The sequence below is a fragment of the Pseudomonas sp. TWR2-1-1 genome, from assembly GCF_049897045.1.
Classification (GTDB): domain Bacteria; phylum Pseudomonadota; class Gammaproteobacteria; order Pseudomonadales; family Pseudomonadaceae; genus Aquipseudomonas; species Aquipseudomonas versuta.
Map to the genome: position 1 here is coordinate 301,240 of NZ_JAFCVM010000003.1, position 17,919 is coordinate 319,158.

Here is a 17,919-nt window from a genome sequence, read left to right on the forward strand (position 1 = left end):
GCTCCCACAGGGGCAGGCGCCGGTCAGACTTTTTGTAGGCGCTGGCTTGCCAGCGATTCAGGCAGCGCGGTCAGGGGTGTGGACCGGGTCGATGCCATCGCGGGCAAGCCCGCTCCCACAGGGGCAGGCGCCGGTCAGATTTTTTGTAGGCGCTGGCTTGCCAGCGATTCAGGCAGCGCGGTCAGGGGTGTGGACCGGGTCGATGCCATCGCGGGCAAGCCCGCTCCCACAGGGGCAGGCGCCGGTCAGACTCTTTGTAGGCGCTGGCTTGCCAGCGATTCAGGCAGTGTGGTCAGGGGTGTGGACCTGGGCGATGCCATCGCGGGCAAGCCCGCTCCCACAGGGGCAGGCGCCGGTAAGACATTTTGTGGGAGCTGGCTTGCCAGCGATTCAGGCAGTGTGGTCAGGCATGTGGACCGGTTCGATGCCATTGCGGGCAAGCCCGCTCCCGCAGGGGCAGGCGCCGGTCAGACTTTTTGTAGGAGCTGGCTTGCCAGCGATTCAGGCGGCGTGGTCAGGGGTGTGGACCGGTTCGATGCCATTGCGGGCAAGCCCGCTCCCACAGGGGCAGGCGCCGGTCAGACTTTTTGTGGGTTCGGGTGATCAGGCTTGTGCCCGCCAGGCCACCGGCGGTACGAAACTTTCGAGTTCGTCTTCCACCGCCTGGATGATGTGGCTCACCTGACTGGGGGTCATGGTGGCTGCGCAGGGGATGCCGGCGATGGCGATGAAGGTTTCGCCACTGGCGCGGTCAAACAAGCGCGCGACCATGCTTCCCGGCGCATCCATGGTCGCCTCGAAGCCCATTGGATGAAAATGCCAGCGCATCAGCTGGCAGGCGTTGGGGAAGGTAACCTTGTGTATGTTGCTTGTCTGGTTCATGGAGCACTTCCTTTTGCTCTGGACTGGAACGGCCGGAGGGCATCCTGCGGCCAGGTGTTTTTGCGAGTGTTTCGTGTTTAAACCTATCACCCATATCCCATGCTGCTAAGCAATTTGTTACATACCGATAGACTGTTTAGTCGTGTTTTGATGCAAATCATGCACTGAAGCGTTTTTTCACACCGCTGGTCCCTCACGCCTGGCCATTGATGCCGGCGCGCAAACTCGGCACTCTTTGTTTTTTGCCTTCGAGCGTTCCATGTCAGACCCCGTTGACGGCCCCGAACAGACCCGCGCTACCGGCCAGACTGTGATGCGCTACCACTTGTGCTGGAAGCATCGTGACCTGGACGGGGTGATGGCGCTTTATCACCCGGATGTGTGTTATCACGATTTTTTCCAGAATCGGGTCATGGCCCTCGCCGAACTGCGCGAGTACGTGCAGCAGTCCATGCCAAGAGAGGCGGATGAAGCACTGGAACATAGCGACCGCATTCGTCTGGATGGCGATACCGCGTTCATTCAATACCGCATGACCCTGCGCGGCAGTCAGGGGCTGGTGTCGTTCCGTGCCAGTGAAGCGATCACGGTGCGCGACGGCCTGATCTGGCGGGTCAATGAGTACGCATCGCTGGTCCACGAAACAGCCGTGAACCCTGCGCTACAGCCTTCATTAAGGCCGGCGGTGAGCCGTCTCGGGCTCTCTGCACGGCAATTGAGTTTTATGGCCCGTGACCTGCAAAGCTACTTCGAACGCCAGCAACCCTATCTCGACCCCCACCTCGACCTGCAACAAGTGGCAAAAGCCTGTGGCTATACGCGCAACCAGATGTCGTACTTGCTCAATCAGGTGCTCGGGCAAAGCTTTTATCGATATGTGAATCAGGCCCGGCTGCGGCATGTGCTGGCCGCCATGGATGCTGCGGTTACGCCGGTTAAAGTCGATGAAGTGGCGTTCGCGGCCGGCTTCAATTCGATCTCGGCGTTCTACAGCTGTTTTCGCCAGCACACTGGCCAGTCACCCAAGGCTTACGCCAGGCAAATTTCTTTGCGGGTACGCGCGCAAGACTTTCCCTGACGCCAGAAGGTAGTGTCGACCGATTCTTTGAAGCAGTGTGGAGTCGGTGATGCCAGCATGGCGCTCAATCAGTTTATGGATGGACCAGCTTGGAGACGAGCTTGCTCCGCGGCCGACGCTCGAGCACGACCTGGATGTCGATGTGGCCATCATCGGCGCCGGCTATACGGGGCTGTGGACTGCGTACTACCTCAAGCGCCATGCGCCTGAACTGAGCATTGCCATTGTTGAAGCGCAAACACCCGGCTTTGGCGCGTCCGGTCGCAATGGTGGCTGGCTGATGGGTAACTTGCTCGGTGAGGACCGGATGCTTGCGGGTCTTTCACCCGGGCAGCGTCGAGAGTCCTTCGATTTGCTGCATGGCATCCCCGATGAAGTGAAGAACGTCATTGATCGTGAAGGCATCGACTGCGATTACCGCAAAGGTGGCGCTTTGTATTGCGCGGCCCGTTACCCCGAGCAAGAAGCCAGTTTGCGCAGCTACCTGGCCAGCCTCTACGCCGAAGGTTTGAACGAATCCGACTATCACTGGCTGAGCCCGGATGAACTGGCGCAACAGATCCGTGTTGCCAGGCCTTATGGCGGCATTTTTACGCCGCATGTTGCGACCATTCACCCGGCCAGACTGGTACGCGGCCTGGCCCGCGCCGTTGAGCGCATGGGCGTGCGGATCTTCGAACAAAGCCCGGTCACGCAATGGCAGCCGGGCCAGGTGTCCACCGCCAGGGCCCGGGTGCGCAGCCGTTGGGTGGTGCCTGCGGTCGAAGGCTACGCCAATACCCTGCCAGCCCTGGGGCGCTATCAATTGCCGGTGCAGAGCCTGCTGGTCGCCACTGAGCCTTTGTCGCAATCGGTGTGGGACGAGATCGGGCTCTCCCGGGGGCAGGCTTTCAGCGAGAGCAGCCGCCAGGTCACTTATGGCCAGCGCACAGTCGATGACCGGCTGGTGTTCGGCGCGCGCGGGGGCTATCAGTTCGGCGGGCGCCTGCGAGAGAACTTCGACCTCAGCGAGAGCGAAATAGAACTGCGCCGTTACCTGTTTGGTGAACTGTTCCCGCAGCTTGAAAACGTACGTATCAGCCATGCCTGGGGCGGCAATCTGGGGATGTCGCGGCGGTTTCACCCGCACATGCTCTGTGACCGCCGGCAAGGGATTGCACTGTCCGGCGGATATGGCGGCGAAGGGGTAGGCGCCAGCCATCTGGGGGGACGCACCCTGGCTGACCTGATTTTGCAGCGCGACACCCTTGAGGTTAAACAGCCCTGGGTGTTGACCGAAGGCGGGCTGGGCGCACTCCGGGCCTGGGAACCGGAACCCTGCCGCTGGCTGGGTTACAACGCGATTATCCGCAGCTTCGTCCATGAAGACAAAACCCTGGCCAATCCCCACAGCCCGCCCTGGCGGCGCAAGCTTGCCACGCGGGTGGCCGGGTTTATGGAAGGTTTCATGCAGTAACTCAACCCTTCAACAGGGCTTTGATCAGGAAGCATCCGATGCGTATCACTCAATTCAAAAACACCGCCCGGGTACCGTTGCAAGAGTCCTTCCCGGTGGCCATGCCCGTGGATGCGCCGGACGAAAAGGCCGCTTACAGCTTTATGAACTACTTGCTGCGCCCGGACGTGATGGCCGGCATCAGCAACTACGTGCATTACGCCAATGGCAATGAGCAGGCCGATGCCCTGGTCAGCCCTGAGATCAAGGCTGACACCAAGGTCTATCCAACGGCGGCGATGATGGACAAGCTGTTTGCCCTTCAGGCCATGCCGCTGAATATCGACCGTATCCGTACGCGGCTATGGACCAAAATCAAGGCCGGTGACTGATCAGCGCAGCGCCTGCGGGTTGACCAGATTGGCCGGGCGCTCGCCCGCCAGTGCCGCCAGCAGGTTGTCGACGGCACAGCGGGCCATGGCTTCGCGGGTTTCAACGGTGGCCGAGCCGATGTGCGGGGTGGCCACCACGTTATCCAGTTGCAGGAGTGGCGAGGTCAGCTCCAGCGGTTCGCGCTCGAACACATCCAGCCCGGCCGCGCGAATCTGGCCCTGTTGCAAGGCGTGAATCAGCGCTGCTTCGTCCACCACCTTGCCCCGGGAGATATTGATAAAGATGCTCTCGGGGCGCATCAGGGCAAATTGTTCGGCGCCAATCAAGCCTTCGGTTTGCGCGGTCAGGGGCAAGGTCAGGCAGATAAAGTCGGCTTGTTGCAACAGTTCATCGAGGCTGCGGTACTGCGCATTGAAGCGCTCCTCAACCGCCGGTTTTGGCGAGTTGCTGTGGTAAATCACTGGCATACCGAAGCCAAAGTGGCCGCGCTGGGCCAGGGCTTCGCCGATACGGCCCATGCCGATGATGCCCAGGGTCTTGCCATGCACATCGGTGCCGAAATGTTCGGGGCCGACGTTTTTTTTCCATTGCCCGTTGCGTACCAGATTAGCCAGCTCCACCACGCGTCGGGCGCTGGCCAGAATCAGGGCGAAACCGGTGTCGGCGGTGGTTTCGGTAAGCACGTCCGGCGTATTGGTGAGCAGGACTTTGCGCTCGGTCAGGTAGTTGATGTCGTAGTTATCGACCCCCACCGAAACGCTGGCCACGGCCTCCAGTGCGGGGGCCAGGTCCAGCAGTTGCGCATCCAGCTTGAGGCTGGCGCCCAACAACCCCTGGGCCAGGGGCAGGGCGGCCCGCAGTTGATCCAGGCCCTGGGCATCAAGGCGCTTGATCAGCGTGACGTTGGCCTGCTCTTCAAGGCGTTGCATCAGGGGCGCGGACAGTTCTTTGTACAGCACGACATTCTTTTTCAAGGTAATCACCGGCGTTGAATTCAAGAGTGGGCCATACGCTGCGTAGCCAATTGCTTGGGCGCAGGCGTGTCATTGACCGTAGGTTTGAGCATCAGGGTCAGCAGCACGGAAATCATCAGCGCGCCGCTCATCAGCAGGAATGAGGCGCCCGGTGAACCGGTCTCGCTGTTCAGGTAGCCGACCAGGTACGAGCCGGCAAATGAGCCCAGCGCCCCCATGCTGTTAATCAGCGCCATGGCGCCACCTGCCACGTTGGACGGCAGAATTTCCGGGATGATGGCGAAAAACGGACCATAGGGTGCGTACATGCAGGCGCCGGCAATCACCAACAGGGTGTAGGACCACCAGAAATGCTCTGCGCCCAGGGTGTAGGAGCCGTAAAAGGCGATGGAGGCGATCAGCAGTGGCGGCCAGACGAAGCGTTTACGCTTTTGCAGTTTGTCCGAACCCCACGACACGGCGAGCATCGCAATCACGGCGGCCAGATAAGGCAGGGCCGAGAGCCAGCCGGCCTCGATCATGTCCATCTTCGCACCGTGCTTGAGAATCGACGGCAACCACAGGACAAAGCCGTAAACCCCGATGCTCCAGCAGAAGAATTGCAGCGACAGCAGGATCACTTTCGGAGAGCGGAAGGCTGCGGCGTAATTTTTTACCGGCTTCATCCCCACCTGTTCGGCATCCAGTGCGCTTTGCAGGTCCTGTTTCTCCTGGCTGTTGAGCCACTTGGCTTCGCTTGGACGGTCATCGGCCAGACGCCACCAGATAAATGCCCAGAGAACGGCTGGCAGGCCTTCGACGATAAACATCCAGCGCCAGCTGTAATGCTGCACCAGATAGCCTGACACCACCGACATCCAGAGCATGGTCACCGGGTTGCCGAGAATCAGAAAGGTATTGGCTCGCGAGCGTTCGGCACGGGTGAACCAATGGCACAGGTACACCAGCATGGCGGGCATCACGGCGGCTTCTACCACCCCGAGCATGAACCGGATGGCAATCAGGCTGTAGGCGTTGGACACCACGCCGGTCAGCGTCGCCAGGCCGCCCCAGAGGATCAGACTGACAAATATCAGTTTTTTAACGCTGTTTTTCTGCGCGTAAATCGCCCCGGGTACCTGGAAGAAGAAATACCCGAGGAAGAACAGGGCCCCGAGCAGCGACGACAGCCCCGGAGTGATGTTGAGGTCTTCGGCCATGCCGGAGGCCGCGGCGAACCCGTAGTTCGCGCGGTCCAGATAGGCCAGGCTGTAGGTGATAAATACAATCGGCATGATGTACCACCAACGGCGGGCGGCAAGTTTTAGCGTGTTCATAGCGGTGCTCCTGAGCTTGTTTTTTTTGTCGCAGCAGGTAACGGGTACAACAGGGTTTCAGTGTTTAAGCGCTAGCGGTCAGCGCGCTGTGTTGATTCAGTTCGGCGCGGGTCGGCAGGCCTTCCATGTCGCCACGGCTTTGCACGGCACGGCTGCCAATCCAGTTGCCACGCTGCACGGCTTCGATAAAGCCGAGGTTTTCCAGCAGGGCACTGATGACTCCCACGGCAAAGCCATCACCGGCGCCGACGGTGTCGATCACCTGGGTGACCGCTACGGCGGGTACAAATTGTTCAAGCTCGGCGGTGCGCAAGTAGGCGCCTTTGGCCCCAAGCTTGATGACGACAGCTTCAGCCCCTTGATCGAGATAGAACGCCGCGATGTCGCCCGGATCGTTGTAGCCGGTCAGCAGCCGGCCCTCGCTCAGCCCCGGCAGTACCCAGTCGGCGTGGGAGGCGAGGGCGTTGATGTCACGGATCATTTGCTGTTCGCTGGCCCACAGCGATGGCCGCAGGTTGGGATCGAACGACACGCTGTTGCCGGCTGTGCGCATGGACTTCATCAGCTCGAAAGACAATTCATTGCAGCTGGCCGAAAGGGCAGGCGGGATGCCGGTGGCGTGCAAATGGCGGGCGCTGAGCAATGGTGCGGTGATGGCATCGAGGCCCAGATGACTGGCGGCTGAACCACGACGGAAATACTCCACCTGCGGATCACTGCCGTCATCTACCCGTGACTTGAGTTGAAAACCGGTCGGATGCTGCGGGTCGATGGCCACGTGCTGGCAGTCCAGGCCTTCGGCTTGCAAGGTATTGCGTACGAAACGTCCGAGGGAATCGTCACCTACACGGCTTAGCCACTTCACATTGAAACCCAGGCGTGCCAGACCGATGGCCACGTTGCTGTCGGCCCCGGCAATGCGTTTGTGAAACAGTTCGACCTGAGCCAGATCGCCGGTGTGTTCGGCCACCCACATGGCCATGGTTTCGCCAAATGACAGCACATCAACCTTAGACATGGCTCAGCTCCTGTTGCTGTTGATTCAGTTTGGCCAGCACCGCCACATGTTCGTTGGTCAGCCAGCCGAGGTCGCTGCCCTGCAGTGGATATTCGATGGCCCGGGTCAGCCCGTGGGGCATGTGAGTCATCAGTTGCTGCCACATTTGCAGGTCAGTGTCGGTTGGCGGTATGGCAATCAACTTGCCATCCGGGCGCCGGGCCACGCCTTTGCAATGCAGGTAGGTGACGTACCGGCCCAGCAGGCGCGCAGCAGTGCCCGCTGACTGGTCCTGCCACTGCCAGTTACCAATGTCGAAGGTCATGCTGATCGGTGCCTGCTGTTGCTCGACCTTGTCGAAGAAACGCTGCATCGGCTCGATGCGCCCGCCCTGGGAGGTCTGGTCGTTTTCTACCAGTAACTGCACGGGCTGCTGGTTGAGGCAGGCGGCCAGGTTTGGCAGATCGCAGTGTTCGGTGAAATAACCCAGTGAAACCTTCAGCCATTTCGCACCGAATGCATGGGCCCGTTGCAGGGTGGCGATCAATTGTGGATTGGGTCGCGACTGCCCGGCTTCCCACAGCTCCATCGGGGAAGAGAACACGCATTCCAGACCATGCTGTTGCACGGCCTGGCTGAAGGCGGCCGGGTCTTCACCGGTCAACAGCTCCTCGCGCAGTTCGATGCGTGTTGCTCCGGCGTTGGCCAGTAACTCGATGAAGCTGTGTTGTCCGCGTTGGCGAACCAGGTCGGCGCCGTAGCTCGACAGGCTGATGGATACGGGGAATGTGGTCATGGTGATTAATCTCTGAAACCGGTTTCATTTTATTGTTGGGGAAAGTGCCGCAGATCGGATCAAACAACCAGCGGCCAAAGAACGTCAGGTAGCAGGCCGTTGAGTGGAACCGCGCACGATTAACCGGGCGGCGAAATCCAGGTGCCGGGCGGGAGCCTTGTCGCCCTTCAGGCGTTTGAGCAGGCAGTCAAAGGCACTGGCGCCAATCTGTTGGGTGGGCTGGGCGAGGGCAGTGATGCCGCTGCCGACCAGGGGGAACCATTCCAGATCATCCAGGGCTATCAGGCCGACATCCTCAAACAAATGGCAATTGAGCTCGCGCAAGACGTGGGTACAGGCCAGCGCAGCAACGCCGTTGGCGCAGAACAGTGCCTTGGGGCCGTTACCGGGTGTCTGCAGGAAGGACTGGATGTCGGCGCGCAGTTGCGTGCCGGTTTGCACCACTGTGCCGTGCAGGGCCGGGTGTGTGCTCAGCTGCGAGGTAAAACTGTGAATGCGCTCGACCCGTGAACTGGTGCCATCGACAGGCTCGCTGACCAGCAATAGATCGCGGTAACCCTGCTGTTCAAGGTGTTCTAGGGCCATGCGTACGGCATGCGGGTTATCAAGGCCGACCAGATCGGTGTGCAGTTGCTCGACCTTGCGGTCGATCAGAACGATGGGCATTTCCTGATGCAGCTCTTGCAGGGCATCAGGATCGTGGCCCAGGGTGTTAAGAATCAGGCCTTCGATATTGTAGGAGCGCAGAGCGGCGAGGTGCTGGCGCTCTTGTTCATTGTTGCGGTCGGTGTTGCACACCACCAGGTTGTAACCGTGCTGCCGGCAGGCGGTTTCTACGCCGTGCATCACTGCAATCGAGTAGGGGTTGCGGATATCAGCCACCAGCATGCCGATCAGCCGGGTACGGCCGCGCTTGAGGCCGCGGGCCATTTGATTGGGCCGATAGCCCAGCTCGTTGATTGCCTGCTCGATGCGCTGGCTGATGGCATCGGATAGCAGGGCGCGGTCTTCGCCGATAAAGCGCGACACGCTGGCCTTGGATACACCGGCAAGTCGGGCAACATCAAGCATGGTCACGCGGGTGCGCTGGGCGGCAGAAAAGCTGTTCACGGCCTGAAACCTTTTATTTGAGTTATCGCAGGCGATTTCGCGTTAGGGCGCTGAAACCGGTTTCAGGAAAACTCAAATCACCGGTTCGAGTCAAGTGCCGTTTGTAATTTCAGTGCTCCGGGGGAGGGGGGTAGGAGCGAGCTTGCCTCGCGATACGGCGACGCACGGTACCTGGAGGATCGCGCAGGTGAGTGTGGGGTGCCTGCTGTAGGAGCGAGCTTGCTCGCGAGCTTTTCAACGCAGCAATGAAGAGCTCGCGAGCAAGCTCGCTCCTACAGAGGGCGGCCTAATTTTAGTTAATTAAAAACGATATATAAAGACGAGTGGGCGACACGTTTATTTAAACAAAAAAGGTGTGACCGCTCAGTCATATTGCAAAAGGCCATTATCCGTAAAATCGGTGTTGTTATTGCTGAGTTTAATATGATGACTTTAATGGTTAACGGTTGAAAAAAAGAGTGACCGGCGCCTTCAATGTTTGCTGTTGTTTATGCGGATTTAAGAGTTTGACGCCAAAATAATGCTGGACTAAATATTTAGCTTTGTGGCAGTTTCGGCCGGCCATAAACGGCGAGTGACAGGACGATCTCGCCATGGGGTCGTCGTGGTCTGTCAAAATTTTCTACTGTTAAACAAGGAAGTGTTTACATGTCGAAACTTAAAGAGAAAGCAGTGCTGTCTGTCGGCCAGAACCTGGCTGCAACCAGCAGCAGTTCCGCTTTTACCCAGATTGATAATTTCAGTCACTTTTATGATCGCGGCGATCATCTGGTCAATGGCAAGCCTTCGTTGACCACCGATCAGGTGGCGGATCAACTGACGCGTTCGGGTGCCAGCTGGCATGACCTTAACGGCGACGGTGTGATCAACCTCACCTACACCTTCCTCACAGCGGCGCCCGTGGGCTATGCCACCCGTGGTCTGGGCACCTTCAGCCAGTTCTCGTCGCTGCAAAAGGAGCAGGCCAAGTTGTCCCTGGAGTCCTGGGCCGACGTGGCCAAAGTGACCTTCACAGAAGGGCCGGCGGCCCGTGGCGATGACGGTCATATGACCTTTGCCAATTTCAGTGCCAGCAATGGCGGCGCGGCCTTTGCCTACCTGCCAAACAGCGCCCGCAAAGGTGAGTCGTGGTATCTGATCAACAAGGACTATGCGGTCAACAAGACCCCGGGCGAGGGCAACTACGGCCGTCAGACCCTGACCCATGAAATCGGGCACACCCTGGGCCTGTCGCACCCGGGTGACTACAACGCGGGTAATGGCAACCCCACCTATCGCGATGCGGTCTATGGCGAAGACACCCGTGCCTACAGCGTGATGAGCTACTGGAGTGAAAGCAACACCGGTCAACACTTCACCAACAGCGGTGAAGGTGCTTACGCATCAGCTCCGCAACTCGATGATATTGCGGCCATCCAGAAGCTTTACGGCGCCAATATGCAAACCCGTGCCGAGGATACCGTTTACGGTTTCAACTCCACGGCAGACCGTGATTTCTACAGCGCCACCTCGGCCAGTTCCAAGGTGATTTTCTCGGTGTGGGACGGCGGCGGCAATGACACCCTGGACTTCTCGGGCTTCAACCAGAACCAGAAGATCAACCTGACAGCCGGGTCGTTTTCCGATGTAGGAGGCATGACCGGTAACGTTTCGATTGCCCAGGGCGTAACCATCGAAAACGCGATCGGCGGCGCGGGCAACGACCTGTTGATCGGCAACAGCGCCGATAACGTGCTCAAGGGCGGTGCTGGTAATGACATCATCTACGGCGCCGGTGGTGCTGATACGTTGTGGGGCGGGACAGGAGCCGATGTGTTTGTGTTCGGTGCGGTGTCAGATTCCGCGCCGCAGGCAGCCGATACCATCATGGACTTCCAGTCCGGCATCGACAAAATAGACGTTTCGGCCATCAGCAGTCTTGCCGGCCTGAACTTTGTCGATGCCTTCACCGGCCATGCCGGGGAGGCGATCGTCAGCTACGACCAGGCCAGCAATATGGGGCACTTTGCCGTCGACTTCAGCGGTCACGCTGTGGCCGATTTCCTGGTGAACACCGTGGGCCAAATGGCAACTTACGACATCGTCGCTTAAGTCTGCTGCTGGACGGGCAGCGCGCAAGCGCTGCCTTTTGCCTGGAGTCGCAGCGCTATGAACAAAACGCGTAGAGCATTCGGATTTTTCAGTGCGATGGGCTGTGTTGCCGCATTGCTGACCTTCACCATAGAGAACGCCATGGCCAATTCCTTATTGTTACTGAGCCCCGCGCAACTGGCAGGTGGCTGGACGTTTTACCCTCAGGAAGACACCACCCGCAGCTGCCGGGTTGAGCTGGTTGCCGACAAAACCTTCAGCCCTGAAGTGAAATGCCTTGAGGCCTGGCTCGGGGAGGCGCCCGTGAGCTGGTCGCCGACTCCGGACGGGATGTTTCTGATGGGCAAGGACGGCACGGACCTTGTGCATATGAACCGTATTGAGCCCGGTCTTTATGAAGCGCGACTGGGGGGTGACAAAGTCCTGGTGATGGAACGGCTGCATAAATAGTCATGAAATAAAAGTTTACTTGAAACCGTAAAGTGCTACGCGGACATATCAGTTGCCTGATTAATCTGCGTATCAGCTTGCGTGTTTGCGTAACCCTGATTTATTCATCAAGGAAGATGCATGAAGCGGCTGAAAAACACGCCTGTCGCGCCGTTAATAAATGCGCTGGGTGATTATAAAAGTATTTTGATCAGCGTCGGCTGTTTCACCGCCTTGATCAATATATTGATGCTGGTGCCATCCATTTACATGCTGCAAGTGTATGACCGGGTTTTGTCGTCGCAAAACACCACGACGCTGGCCATGTTGTCATTAATGGTTGTCGGTTTTTTCATCTTTATCGGGATGCTTGAAACGGTCCGCAGTTTTATTGTTATCCGCATTGGCAGCCAACTGGAACGCCGTTTCAACCAGCAGGTGTACCGGGCGGCATTCGAGCGCAACCTGTTCAGCGGTCAGGCCCATGCCGGACAGGCGTTAGGGGATCTGACCCTGATCCGTCAATTTGTCACCGGCCCCGCGCTGTTCGCGTTCTTCGATGCGCCGTGGTTTCCGATTTATCTGTGTGTGATCTATGCGTTCAACATCTGGCTTGGTGTGCTGGCCACGGCCGGTGCCGTGCTGTTGATCGGCCTGGCCTGCGTCAACGAACTCATGACCCGCCAATCCCTGGCTCAAGCCAGTGTCTACTCGCAACAGTCCAGCCAATTGGCCAGCAGCCACCTGCACAACGCCGAGACCATTCAGGCCATGGGCATGCTCAGTGTGCTGCGCAAGCGCTGGTTCAACCTGCATTCGCGGTTTTTGGCCGAGCAGAACAAGGCCAGCGACACCGGCGCCGTGATCGGCTCGGTCAGCAAAACCTTGCGTTTATGCCTGCAATCGCTGGTGCTTGGCCTTGGCGCCTTGCTGGTGATTCAGGGGCAGATGAGCGCTGGCATGATGATCGCCGGTTCCATCTTGATGGGGCGGGTCTTGAGCCCTATCGATCAGTTGATCGGTGTGTGGAAGCAATGGAGTTCAGCCAGGCTGGCCTACCAGCGCCTGGACAGCTTGCTTGGCGAACATCCGGCAGTGCAAGACAGCATGGCATTGCCTGCGCCCAAGGGGCTGGTGAGCTTCGAGCAGGTCAGTGCCGCGCCGCCGGGCAAGCGGCTGGCGACCTTGCACCAGGTCAGTTTCAGCCTCAACCCCGGCGAGGTACTGGGCGTGCTGGGCGCTTCGGGCTCCGGCAAGTCGACGCTGGCCCGTGTGCTGGTGGGGGTATGGCCGACATTGGCCGGCACCGTACGACTGGACGGTGCCGATATCCACCAGTGGAATCGCGACCAGCTCGGGCCCCATCTCGGCTACTTGCCCCAGGACATCGAGCTGTTCAGCGGCAGCATTGCCGAGAACATCGCCCGTTTCCGCGAGGCCGATCCGCAGCAAGTGGTTGAAGCGGCACGTCAGGCCGGGGTTCACGAGATGATTCTGCGTCTGCCTCAAGGTTACGACACGGTACTGGGGGATGAAGGCAGTGGTTTGTCCGGCGGCCAGAAACAGCGCGTGGCGCTGGCCCGGGCCTTGTATGGCAGCCCCTGCCTGGTGGTGCTGGACGAGCCCAACTCCAATCTCGATACGGTCGGCGATGCCGCACTGAGCAGTGCCATTGCCCAACTCAAGGCGCACGGCTGCACGGTGGTGCTGGTTACCCATCGTTCATCATCACTGGCCCAGACCGACAAATTGCTGGTCCTCAATGAGGGCCGGACCCAGGCGTTCGGGCCGACTGCCGAGGTGCTCAAGGCACTGTCCGGCGCCCAGAAACCCACCAGCATTAACCGCCAGAGTGCAGGCGCATGAGCAAGGACGCTCCGATCATGAGTGATAACCGTCAGCCAGCACGGGGTGCAGGCTTTTACGTACGTGTGGGCTGGGTACTGACCATCGTCGGTGCGGGCAGCTTCTTTTTGTGGGCCAGCCTCGCGCCGCTGGATGAGGGCATACCCGTGCAAGGCACGGTGGTGGTGTCGGGCAAGCGCAAAGCCGTGCAGTCATTGGGGGCAGGGGTGGTCAACCAGATCCTGGTCCGTGAAGGGCAAGCGGTGCAGCAGGGGCAGGTGTTGTTCCGGCTGGACCCCACCCAGGTGGAGGCTGATGTGCAGTCGCTGCGTGCGCAATACCGCATGGCCCTGGCCAGCATGGCCCGCTGGCAAAGCGAGCGTGACAACTTGCAGCGGGTGAGCTTCGCCCCCGAGTTGAGTAGCGACCCCGACCCGCGGCTGGCCTTGGTGCTTGAGGGGCAACAACAGTTGTTCAGCAGCCGCCGTGAGGCGTTTGCCCGGGAGCAGGCCGGGCTCAAGGCCAGCATTGAAGGCGCTACACAGCAGCTGTCGGGCATGCGCCGGGCACGGGGAGATCAATTGGCCCAGGCCGACTCTTTGCGTCAGCAGTTAAGCAATCTGCGACCGCTGGCTGAAAACGGCTACATCCCGCGCAACCGCTTGATGGAATACGAACGCCAGCTGTCGCAGATTCAGCAGGATCTGGCGCAGAACACGGGTGAAAGCGGGCGCATCGAGCAGGGCATTCTGGAGTCGCGTCTCAAGCTGGCACAGCACATTGATGAATATCAGAAAGAGGTTCGCAGCCAGTTGGCCGATGCCCGGCTCAAAAGCCTGACCCTGGAACAGCAACTGGCGTCGGCCAGTTTTGATCTGCAACACACTGACATCAGTGCACCGGCAGAGGGCATCGCAGTCAACCTGGGGGTGCACACCGAGGGCGCGGTGGTGCGCGCAGGGGAAACCCTGCTGGAGCTTGTGCCCCAGGACGCCAGGCTCGAGGTGGAAGGGCGGCTGCCGGTCAATCTGGTGGACCGGGTGGGCAGCGCGCTGACGGTGGACATTTTGTTTACGGCCTTCAATCAGAGCAGTACGCCGCGGGTATCGGGCGAAGTGAGTCTGGTGTCAGCCGACCAGATGCTCGATGAGAAAACCGGCATGCCGTACTACGTGCTGCGCAGTACGGTCAGTGAGCAGGCGCTGGAAAAACTCAACGGGCTGGTGATCAAGCCCGGGATGCCGGCCGAGATGTTTGTGCGTACCGGCGAACGCTCGCTGCTCAACTACCTGTTTAAACCGCTGTTGGATCGCGCAGGTTCTGCGTTGACTGAGCGCTAGGATGCTGCGACCTATGAAAACCGTTTTTAAATCGGGCCTGGTGGCTGCGCTGTGGTTAGGCCTGTGTGCCAGTGCACAGGCGATGGGGCCGTTTCAGGTGTACGAAGAGGCACTGCGCAATGATCCGACCTTTCTCGGGGCCATGAAGGAGCGCGACGCGGGGCTGGAAAGCCGCATCATTGGCCGCGCCGGCCTGCTACCCAAGTTGTCGTATAGCTACAACAAGGGGCGTAACAACTCCCAGGCCACCTATTTGAACGACCGTGGCAACAGTCATGAAGACCGTAATTACAACAGCTATGGCTCGACCTTTATGGTGCAGCAGCCGCTGATCGACTACGAGGCGTATGCCAATTACCGCAAAGGCGTGGCTCAGGCACTGTTTGCCGATGAGACTTTTCGCAGCAAGAGTCAGGAGTTGCTGGTGCGTGTGTTGACTCACTACACCCAGGCTCTGTTCGCTCAGGATCAGATCGATATCGCCCGGGCCAAGAAAAAAGCCTACGAACAGCAGTTCCGGCAGAACGAGCATCTGTTTCGTCAGGGCGAGGGCACTCGCACCGACATCCTGGAAGCCGAGTCGCGCTACGAATTGGCTACCGCCGAAGAGATCCAGGCCATCGATGAGCAAGATGCCGCCTTGCGCGAGCTGGGGGCGTTGACGGGAAATGCGTCGGTGAGCATTGAGCAGTTGCAACCGTTGGCTGCGGACTTCAACTCGTTACCGCTGGAACCGGCCAACTTTTCCACCTGGCATGCCATGGCCCTGGCCAATAACCCGGAACTGGCGTCGCAACGCGAGGCACTGGAGGTGGCGCGCTATGAGGTCGAGCGCAACCGCGCTGGCCATCTGCCCAAGCTCAATGCCTATGCCAGCGTGCGCAAGATGGAGTCCGACAGCGGCAACACCTACAACCAGCGCTATGACACCAACACCATCGGCATTGAAGTCAGCCTGGCGCTGTACGCCGGGGGCGGGGTGTCGGCTTCGGTGCGTCAGGCGGGGAGCAATCTGGCCCGGGTCGAATACGAACTCGAAGGTAAAACCCGGGAAACCCTGATCGAGCTGAGGCGCCAGTTCAACGCCTGTCTGTCGGGGGTGAACAAGTTGCGTGCCTATCAAAAAGCCCTGATCTCGGCGCAAGCGCTGGTGGTCTCGACCCGGCAAAGCATTTTGGGGGGCGAACGGGTCAATCTCGATGCCTTGAACGCCGAGCAACAGCTTTACACCACGCGCCGCGATCTGGCGCGAACCCGCTACGACTATTTGTTGGCGTGGACCCGGTTGCACTTTTACGCCGGCACCCTGGGTGAGCAGGATCTGGCACGGGTCGATGAGGCCTTTGTGCGCCCGTTTCATTAACGAGGAGAGTAAAACCATGGCGGTTTTTGACTACAAGGAAGTAGGGTCAAACGTTTCTGCGGCACTGTTTAAAGATGCTTTGGCCATCACGCTTTATAGCTACCACAACCTGGATAACGGCTTTGCCGTTGGCTACCAGAAAAATGGCATGGGCACCGGTTTGCCCGCCACTCTGGTCAAGGCCGTGCTTGGAGGCGTCGACTCTCAGGGGGTGGTGCCGGGCATCCCGTGGAACCCGGACTCGGAAAAACTGGCCCGGGAAGCGGTGGAAAAAGCCGGCTGGAGCCCCATCAGCGCGCAGCAGCTGGGTTATGCAGGCAAGGTCGATCAGCGCGGAACATTTTTCGGCGAAAAACCGGGCTATGAGAGCGCCCAAGTAGAGATCCTCGGCAAATACAACCCGGATGGCCAACTGACCGCCATCGGCATCGGCTTTCGTGGCACCAGCGGGCCACGGGAGTCCTTGATCACTGACTCCATCGGCGATGCCATCAGTGATTTGCTGGCCGCCATCGGGCCTGCCGATTACGCCAAAAATTACACCGGCAATGCCTTTGATGTGCTGTTGGGCAAAGTCGCGGCGTTTGCCGCCGGCCAGGGCCTGGCAGGCAAGGATGTGCTGGTCAGCGGCCATAGTCTGGGCGGGCTCGCCGTCAATAGTCTGGCTGACTTGAGCGGTGATCACTGGTCAGGGTTTTATCGTGACGCCCGCTACATCGCGTTTGCATCGCCGACGCAAAGTGAAACCACCGCCAATGTGCTGAATATCGGCTATGAGAACGATCCGGTGTTCCGGGCCCTCAACGGCTCGGACTTCAGCCTGTCGTCCTTGGGTGTGCATGACGCCCATCAACCGTCTGCCACCAACAATATTGTGAGCTTCAACGATCACTACGCCTCCACGGCGTGGAACCTGATGCCCTTTTCGATTGCCAATGTCTCGACCTGGGTCACCCACCTGCCCAGCGGCTACGAAAGCGGGATGAACCGGATTGTTGATTCGGCCTTCTATGACCTGACGCACAAGGACTCGACCATCGTGGTGGCCAACTTGTCGAACCCGGCGCGGGAAAATACCTGGGTCCAGGACTTGAATCGCAACGCAGAAAAACATACCGGCAGCACCTTGATCATCGGCAGTGACGGTAACGACTTGATCCAGGGCGGGCGCGGCAATGACTTCCTTGAAGGTCGCGACGGCAATGACACTTTTCGCGACAGCGGTGGCTACAACATCATCCTGGGGGGCAAGGGGGTCAATACGCTGGACCTGCAGCAGTCCCTGAACCGGGTGGATGTCGTCAATGACGGGCAGGGCACTTTGTATCTGCGCGACAGCCATGGCGGCATCACCATGGCCCGGGATATCAGCCTGTTGGTCAGTGATGAGCCGGGCTGGCTGGGGCTGAGCAAGTCGGTCAGTCATCGGGTTGCCGATGACGGTCTGTGGGCCGGCACCAGCCGCATTGACTACACCCATTCGGTGAACGCCGGGCCGGGCGACAGCACCCTCAAGGCCGGTGAGCAGGGTCACTGGCTGCTCGGCCAGGGCGGTAACGATCATTTGATCGGGTCGGCGGGTAATGATGTGTTTATCGGGGGCGCCGGTAATGACCTGCTGGAGTCGGTGGGTGGCACCAATACCTTTATCTTCAGCGGACATTTCGGCCATGACACAGTGCTGGGCTACCAGCCCGCCGACAGCCTGGTTTTCCTGGGTGTGGAGGGCGGTCACGAGGCCGATTACCGGGCCCATGCCACTGCATCAGGGCAAGACACCGTGCTGAGCTTTGGCAGTGACTCGGTCACCCTGGTCGGGGTGGGACTGGCCTCGCTGGCGGGGGCCGACATCGTAATTGCTTAGGGCTTT

Annotated in this window: 14 protein-coding genes and 1 pseudogene; 9 read left to right on the forward strand and 6 right to left on the reverse strand. The window is 59.5% G+C overall.

The annotated features are described in order from the left end of the window. Positions 1-603: 603 nt before the first annotated feature. Positions 604-882 carry a DUF1652 domain-containing protein gene (locus ACP7BO_RS09545; RefSeq protein ID WP_060692732.1) on the reverse strand — a complete coding sequence of 93 codons (279 nt, stop codon included), beginning with the start codon at positions 880-882 and terminating at the stop codon, positions 604-606. A 259-nt stretch (positions 883-1,141) separates the two neighbouring features. Here ACP7BO_RS09545 and ACP7BO_RS09550 point away from each other — a divergent pair, with 259 nt between their 5' ends. The 3 genes and pseudogenes from ACP7BO_RS09550 to ACP7BO_RS09560 all read left to right on the forward strand — a co-directional run. Continuing rightward, positions 1,142-1,960: a helix-turn-helix domain-containing protein gene (locus ACP7BO_RS09550; protein ID WP_426209892.1), complete on the forward strand. Its 819-nt coding sequence runs from the start codon at positions 1,142-1,144 to the stop codon at positions 1,958-1,960. A gap of 49 nt (positions 1,961-2,009) precedes the next feature. Next, a complete protein-coding gene (locus ACP7BO_RS09555; protein ID WP_426209894.1) occupies positions 2,010-3,416 on the forward strand; it encodes an NAD(P)/FAD-dependent oxidoreductase in 1,407 nt (468 codons plus the stop codon). Between the two features lie 95 nt (positions 3,417-3,511). After that, positions 3,512-3,787: pseudogene (locus ACP7BO_RS09560) on the forward strand (spermidine/putrescine ABC transporter substrate-binding protein PotF); the annotation flags it as partial. On the opposite strand, the gene ACP7BO_RS09565 reads toward ACP7BO_RS09560, so the two are convergent. The 5 genes from ACP7BO_RS09565 to ACP7BO_RS09585 all read right to left on the reverse strand — a co-directional run bounded on the left by ACP7BO_RS09565 (position 3,788) and on the right by ACP7BO_RS09585 (position 8,981). Beyond that, entirely contained in the window at positions 3,788-4,762 is a 975-nt protein-coding gene (locus ACP7BO_RS09565) for a 2-hydroxyacid dehydrogenase (RefSeq protein ID WP_426209896.1), read from the reverse strand. Positions 4,763-4,782: 20 nt separating this feature from the next. Beyond that, a complete protein-coding gene (locus tag ACP7BO_RS09570; protein WP_397456889.1) occupies positions 4,783-6,078 on the reverse strand; it encodes an MFS transporter in 1,296 nt (431 codons plus the stop codon). A 64-nt stretch (positions 6,079-6,142) separates the two neighbouring features. Further along, positions 6,143-7,096 carry a sugar kinase gene (locus ACP7BO_RS09575; RefSeq protein ID WP_060692724.1) on the reverse strand — a complete coding sequence of 318 codons (954 nt, stop codon included), beginning with the start codon at positions 7,094-7,096 and terminating at the stop codon, positions 6,143-6,145. Continuing rightward, positions 7,089-7,871: a sugar phosphate isomerase/epimerase family protein gene (locus ACP7BO_RS09580; RefSeq protein ID WP_073510222.1), complete on the reverse strand. Its 783-nt coding sequence runs from the start codon at positions 7,869-7,871 to the stop codon at positions 7,089-7,091. Before ACP7BO_RS09580 ends, ACP7BO_RS09575 begins: the two co-directional genes overlap by 8 nt. A gap of 84 nt (positions 7,872-7,955) precedes the next feature. After that, on the reverse strand, positions 7,956-8,981 hold the full coding sequence (locus ACP7BO_RS09585) for a LacI family DNA-binding transcriptional regulator (protein ID WP_397456888.1): 1,026 nt from the start codon (positions 8,979-8,981) through the stop codon (positions 7,956-7,958). 648 nt (positions 8,982-9,629) lie between these two features. On the opposite strand from ACP7BO_RS09585, the gene ACP7BO_RS09590 reads away from it, so the two are divergent. From ACP7BO_RS09590 to ACP7BO_RS09615, 6 genes are all read left to right on the forward strand, one after another. Continuing rightward, entirely contained in the window at positions 9,630-11,072 is a 1,443-nt protein-coding gene (locus ACP7BO_RS09590; protein ID WP_397456887.1) for a serralysin family metalloprotease, read from the forward strand. A 57-nt stretch (positions 11,073-11,129) separates the two neighbouring features. After that, on the forward strand, positions 11,130-11,522 hold the full coding sequence (locus tag ACP7BO_RS09595) for an AprI/Inh family metalloprotease inhibitor (RefSeq protein WP_397456885.1): 393 nt from the start codon (positions 11,130-11,132) through the stop codon (positions 11,520-11,522). Positions 11,523-11,642: 120 nt separating this feature from the next. After that, positions 11,643-13,367 carry a type I secretion system permease/ATPase gene (locus ACP7BO_RS09600; RefSeq protein WP_426209900.1) on the forward strand — a complete coding sequence of 575 codons (1,725 nt, stop codon included), beginning with the start codon at positions 11,643-11,645 and terminating at the stop codon, positions 13,365-13,367. After that, a complete protein-coding gene (locus ACP7BO_RS09605; RefSeq protein ID WP_426209902.1) occupies positions 13,364-14,686 on the forward strand; it encodes an HlyD family type I secretion periplasmic adaptor subunit in 1,323 nt (440 codons plus the stop codon). Before ACP7BO_RS09600 ends, ACP7BO_RS09605 begins: the two co-directional genes overlap by 4 nt. A gap of 13 nt (positions 14,687-14,699) precedes the next feature. Then, a complete protein-coding gene (locus ACP7BO_RS09610) occupies positions 14,700-16,049 on the forward strand; it encodes a TolC family outer membrane protein (RefSeq protein WP_125863049.1) in 1,350 nt (449 codons plus the stop codon). 16 nt (positions 16,050-16,065) lie between these two features. Further along, positions 16,066-17,913, forward strand: coding sequence for a polyurethane esterase (locus tag ACP7BO_RS09615; protein WP_426209905.1), 1,848 nt, complete (start codon positions 16,066-16,068; stop codon positions 17,911-17,913). Positions 17,914-17,919 lie beyond the last annotated feature (6 nt).

Bases quoted from the DNA above. Each gene is read 5' to 3' on its own strand.
- ACP7BO_RS09545 (WP_060692732.1), bottom strand. From the start codon at position 882: ATGAACCAGACAAGCAACATACACAAGGTTACCTTCCCCAACGCCTGC.
- ACP7BO_RS09550 (WP_426209892.1), top strand. From the start codon at position 1,142: ATGTCAGACCCCGTTGACGGCCCCGAACAGACCCGCGCTACCGGCCAG.
- ACP7BO_RS09555 (WP_426209894.1), top strand. From the start codon at position 2,010: ATGCCAGCATGGCGCTCAATCAGTTTATGGATGGACCAGCTTGGAGAC.
- ACP7BO_RS09570 (WP_397456889.1), bottom strand. From the start codon at position 6,078: ATGAACACGCTAAAACTTGCCGCCCGCCGTTGGTGGTACATCATGCCG.
- ACP7BO_RS09575 (WP_060692724.1), bottom strand. From the start codon at position 7,096: ATGTCTAAGGTTGATGTGCTGTCATTTGGCGAAACCATGGCCATGTGG.
- ACP7BO_RS09580 (WP_073510222.1), bottom strand. From the start codon at position 7,871: ATGACCACATTCCCCGTATCCATCAGCCTGTCGAGCTACGGCGCCGAC.
- ACP7BO_RS09590 (WP_397456887.1), top strand. From the start codon at position 9,630: ATGTCGAAACTTAAAGAGAAAGCAGTGCTGTCTGTCGGCCAGAACCTG.
- ACP7BO_RS09595 (WP_397456885.1), top strand. From the start codon at position 11,130: ATGAACAAAACGCGTAGAGCATTCGGATTTTTCAGTGCGATGGGCTGT.
- ACP7BO_RS09600 (WP_426209900.1), top strand. From the start codon at position 11,643: ATGAAGCGGCTGAAAAACACGCCTGTCGCGCCGTTAATAAATGCGCTG.
- ACP7BO_RS09605 (WP_426209902.1), top strand. From the start codon at position 13,364: ATGAGCAAGGACGCTCCGATCATGAGTGATAACCGTCAGCCAGCACGG.
- ACP7BO_RS09610 (WP_125863049.1), top strand. From the start codon at position 14,700: ATGAAAACCGTTTTTAAATCGGGCCTGGTGGCTGCGCTGTGGTTAGGC.
- ACP7BO_RS09615 (WP_426209905.1), top strand. From the start codon at position 16,066: ATGGCGGTTTTTGACTACAAGGAAGTAGGGTCAAACGTTTCTGCGGCA.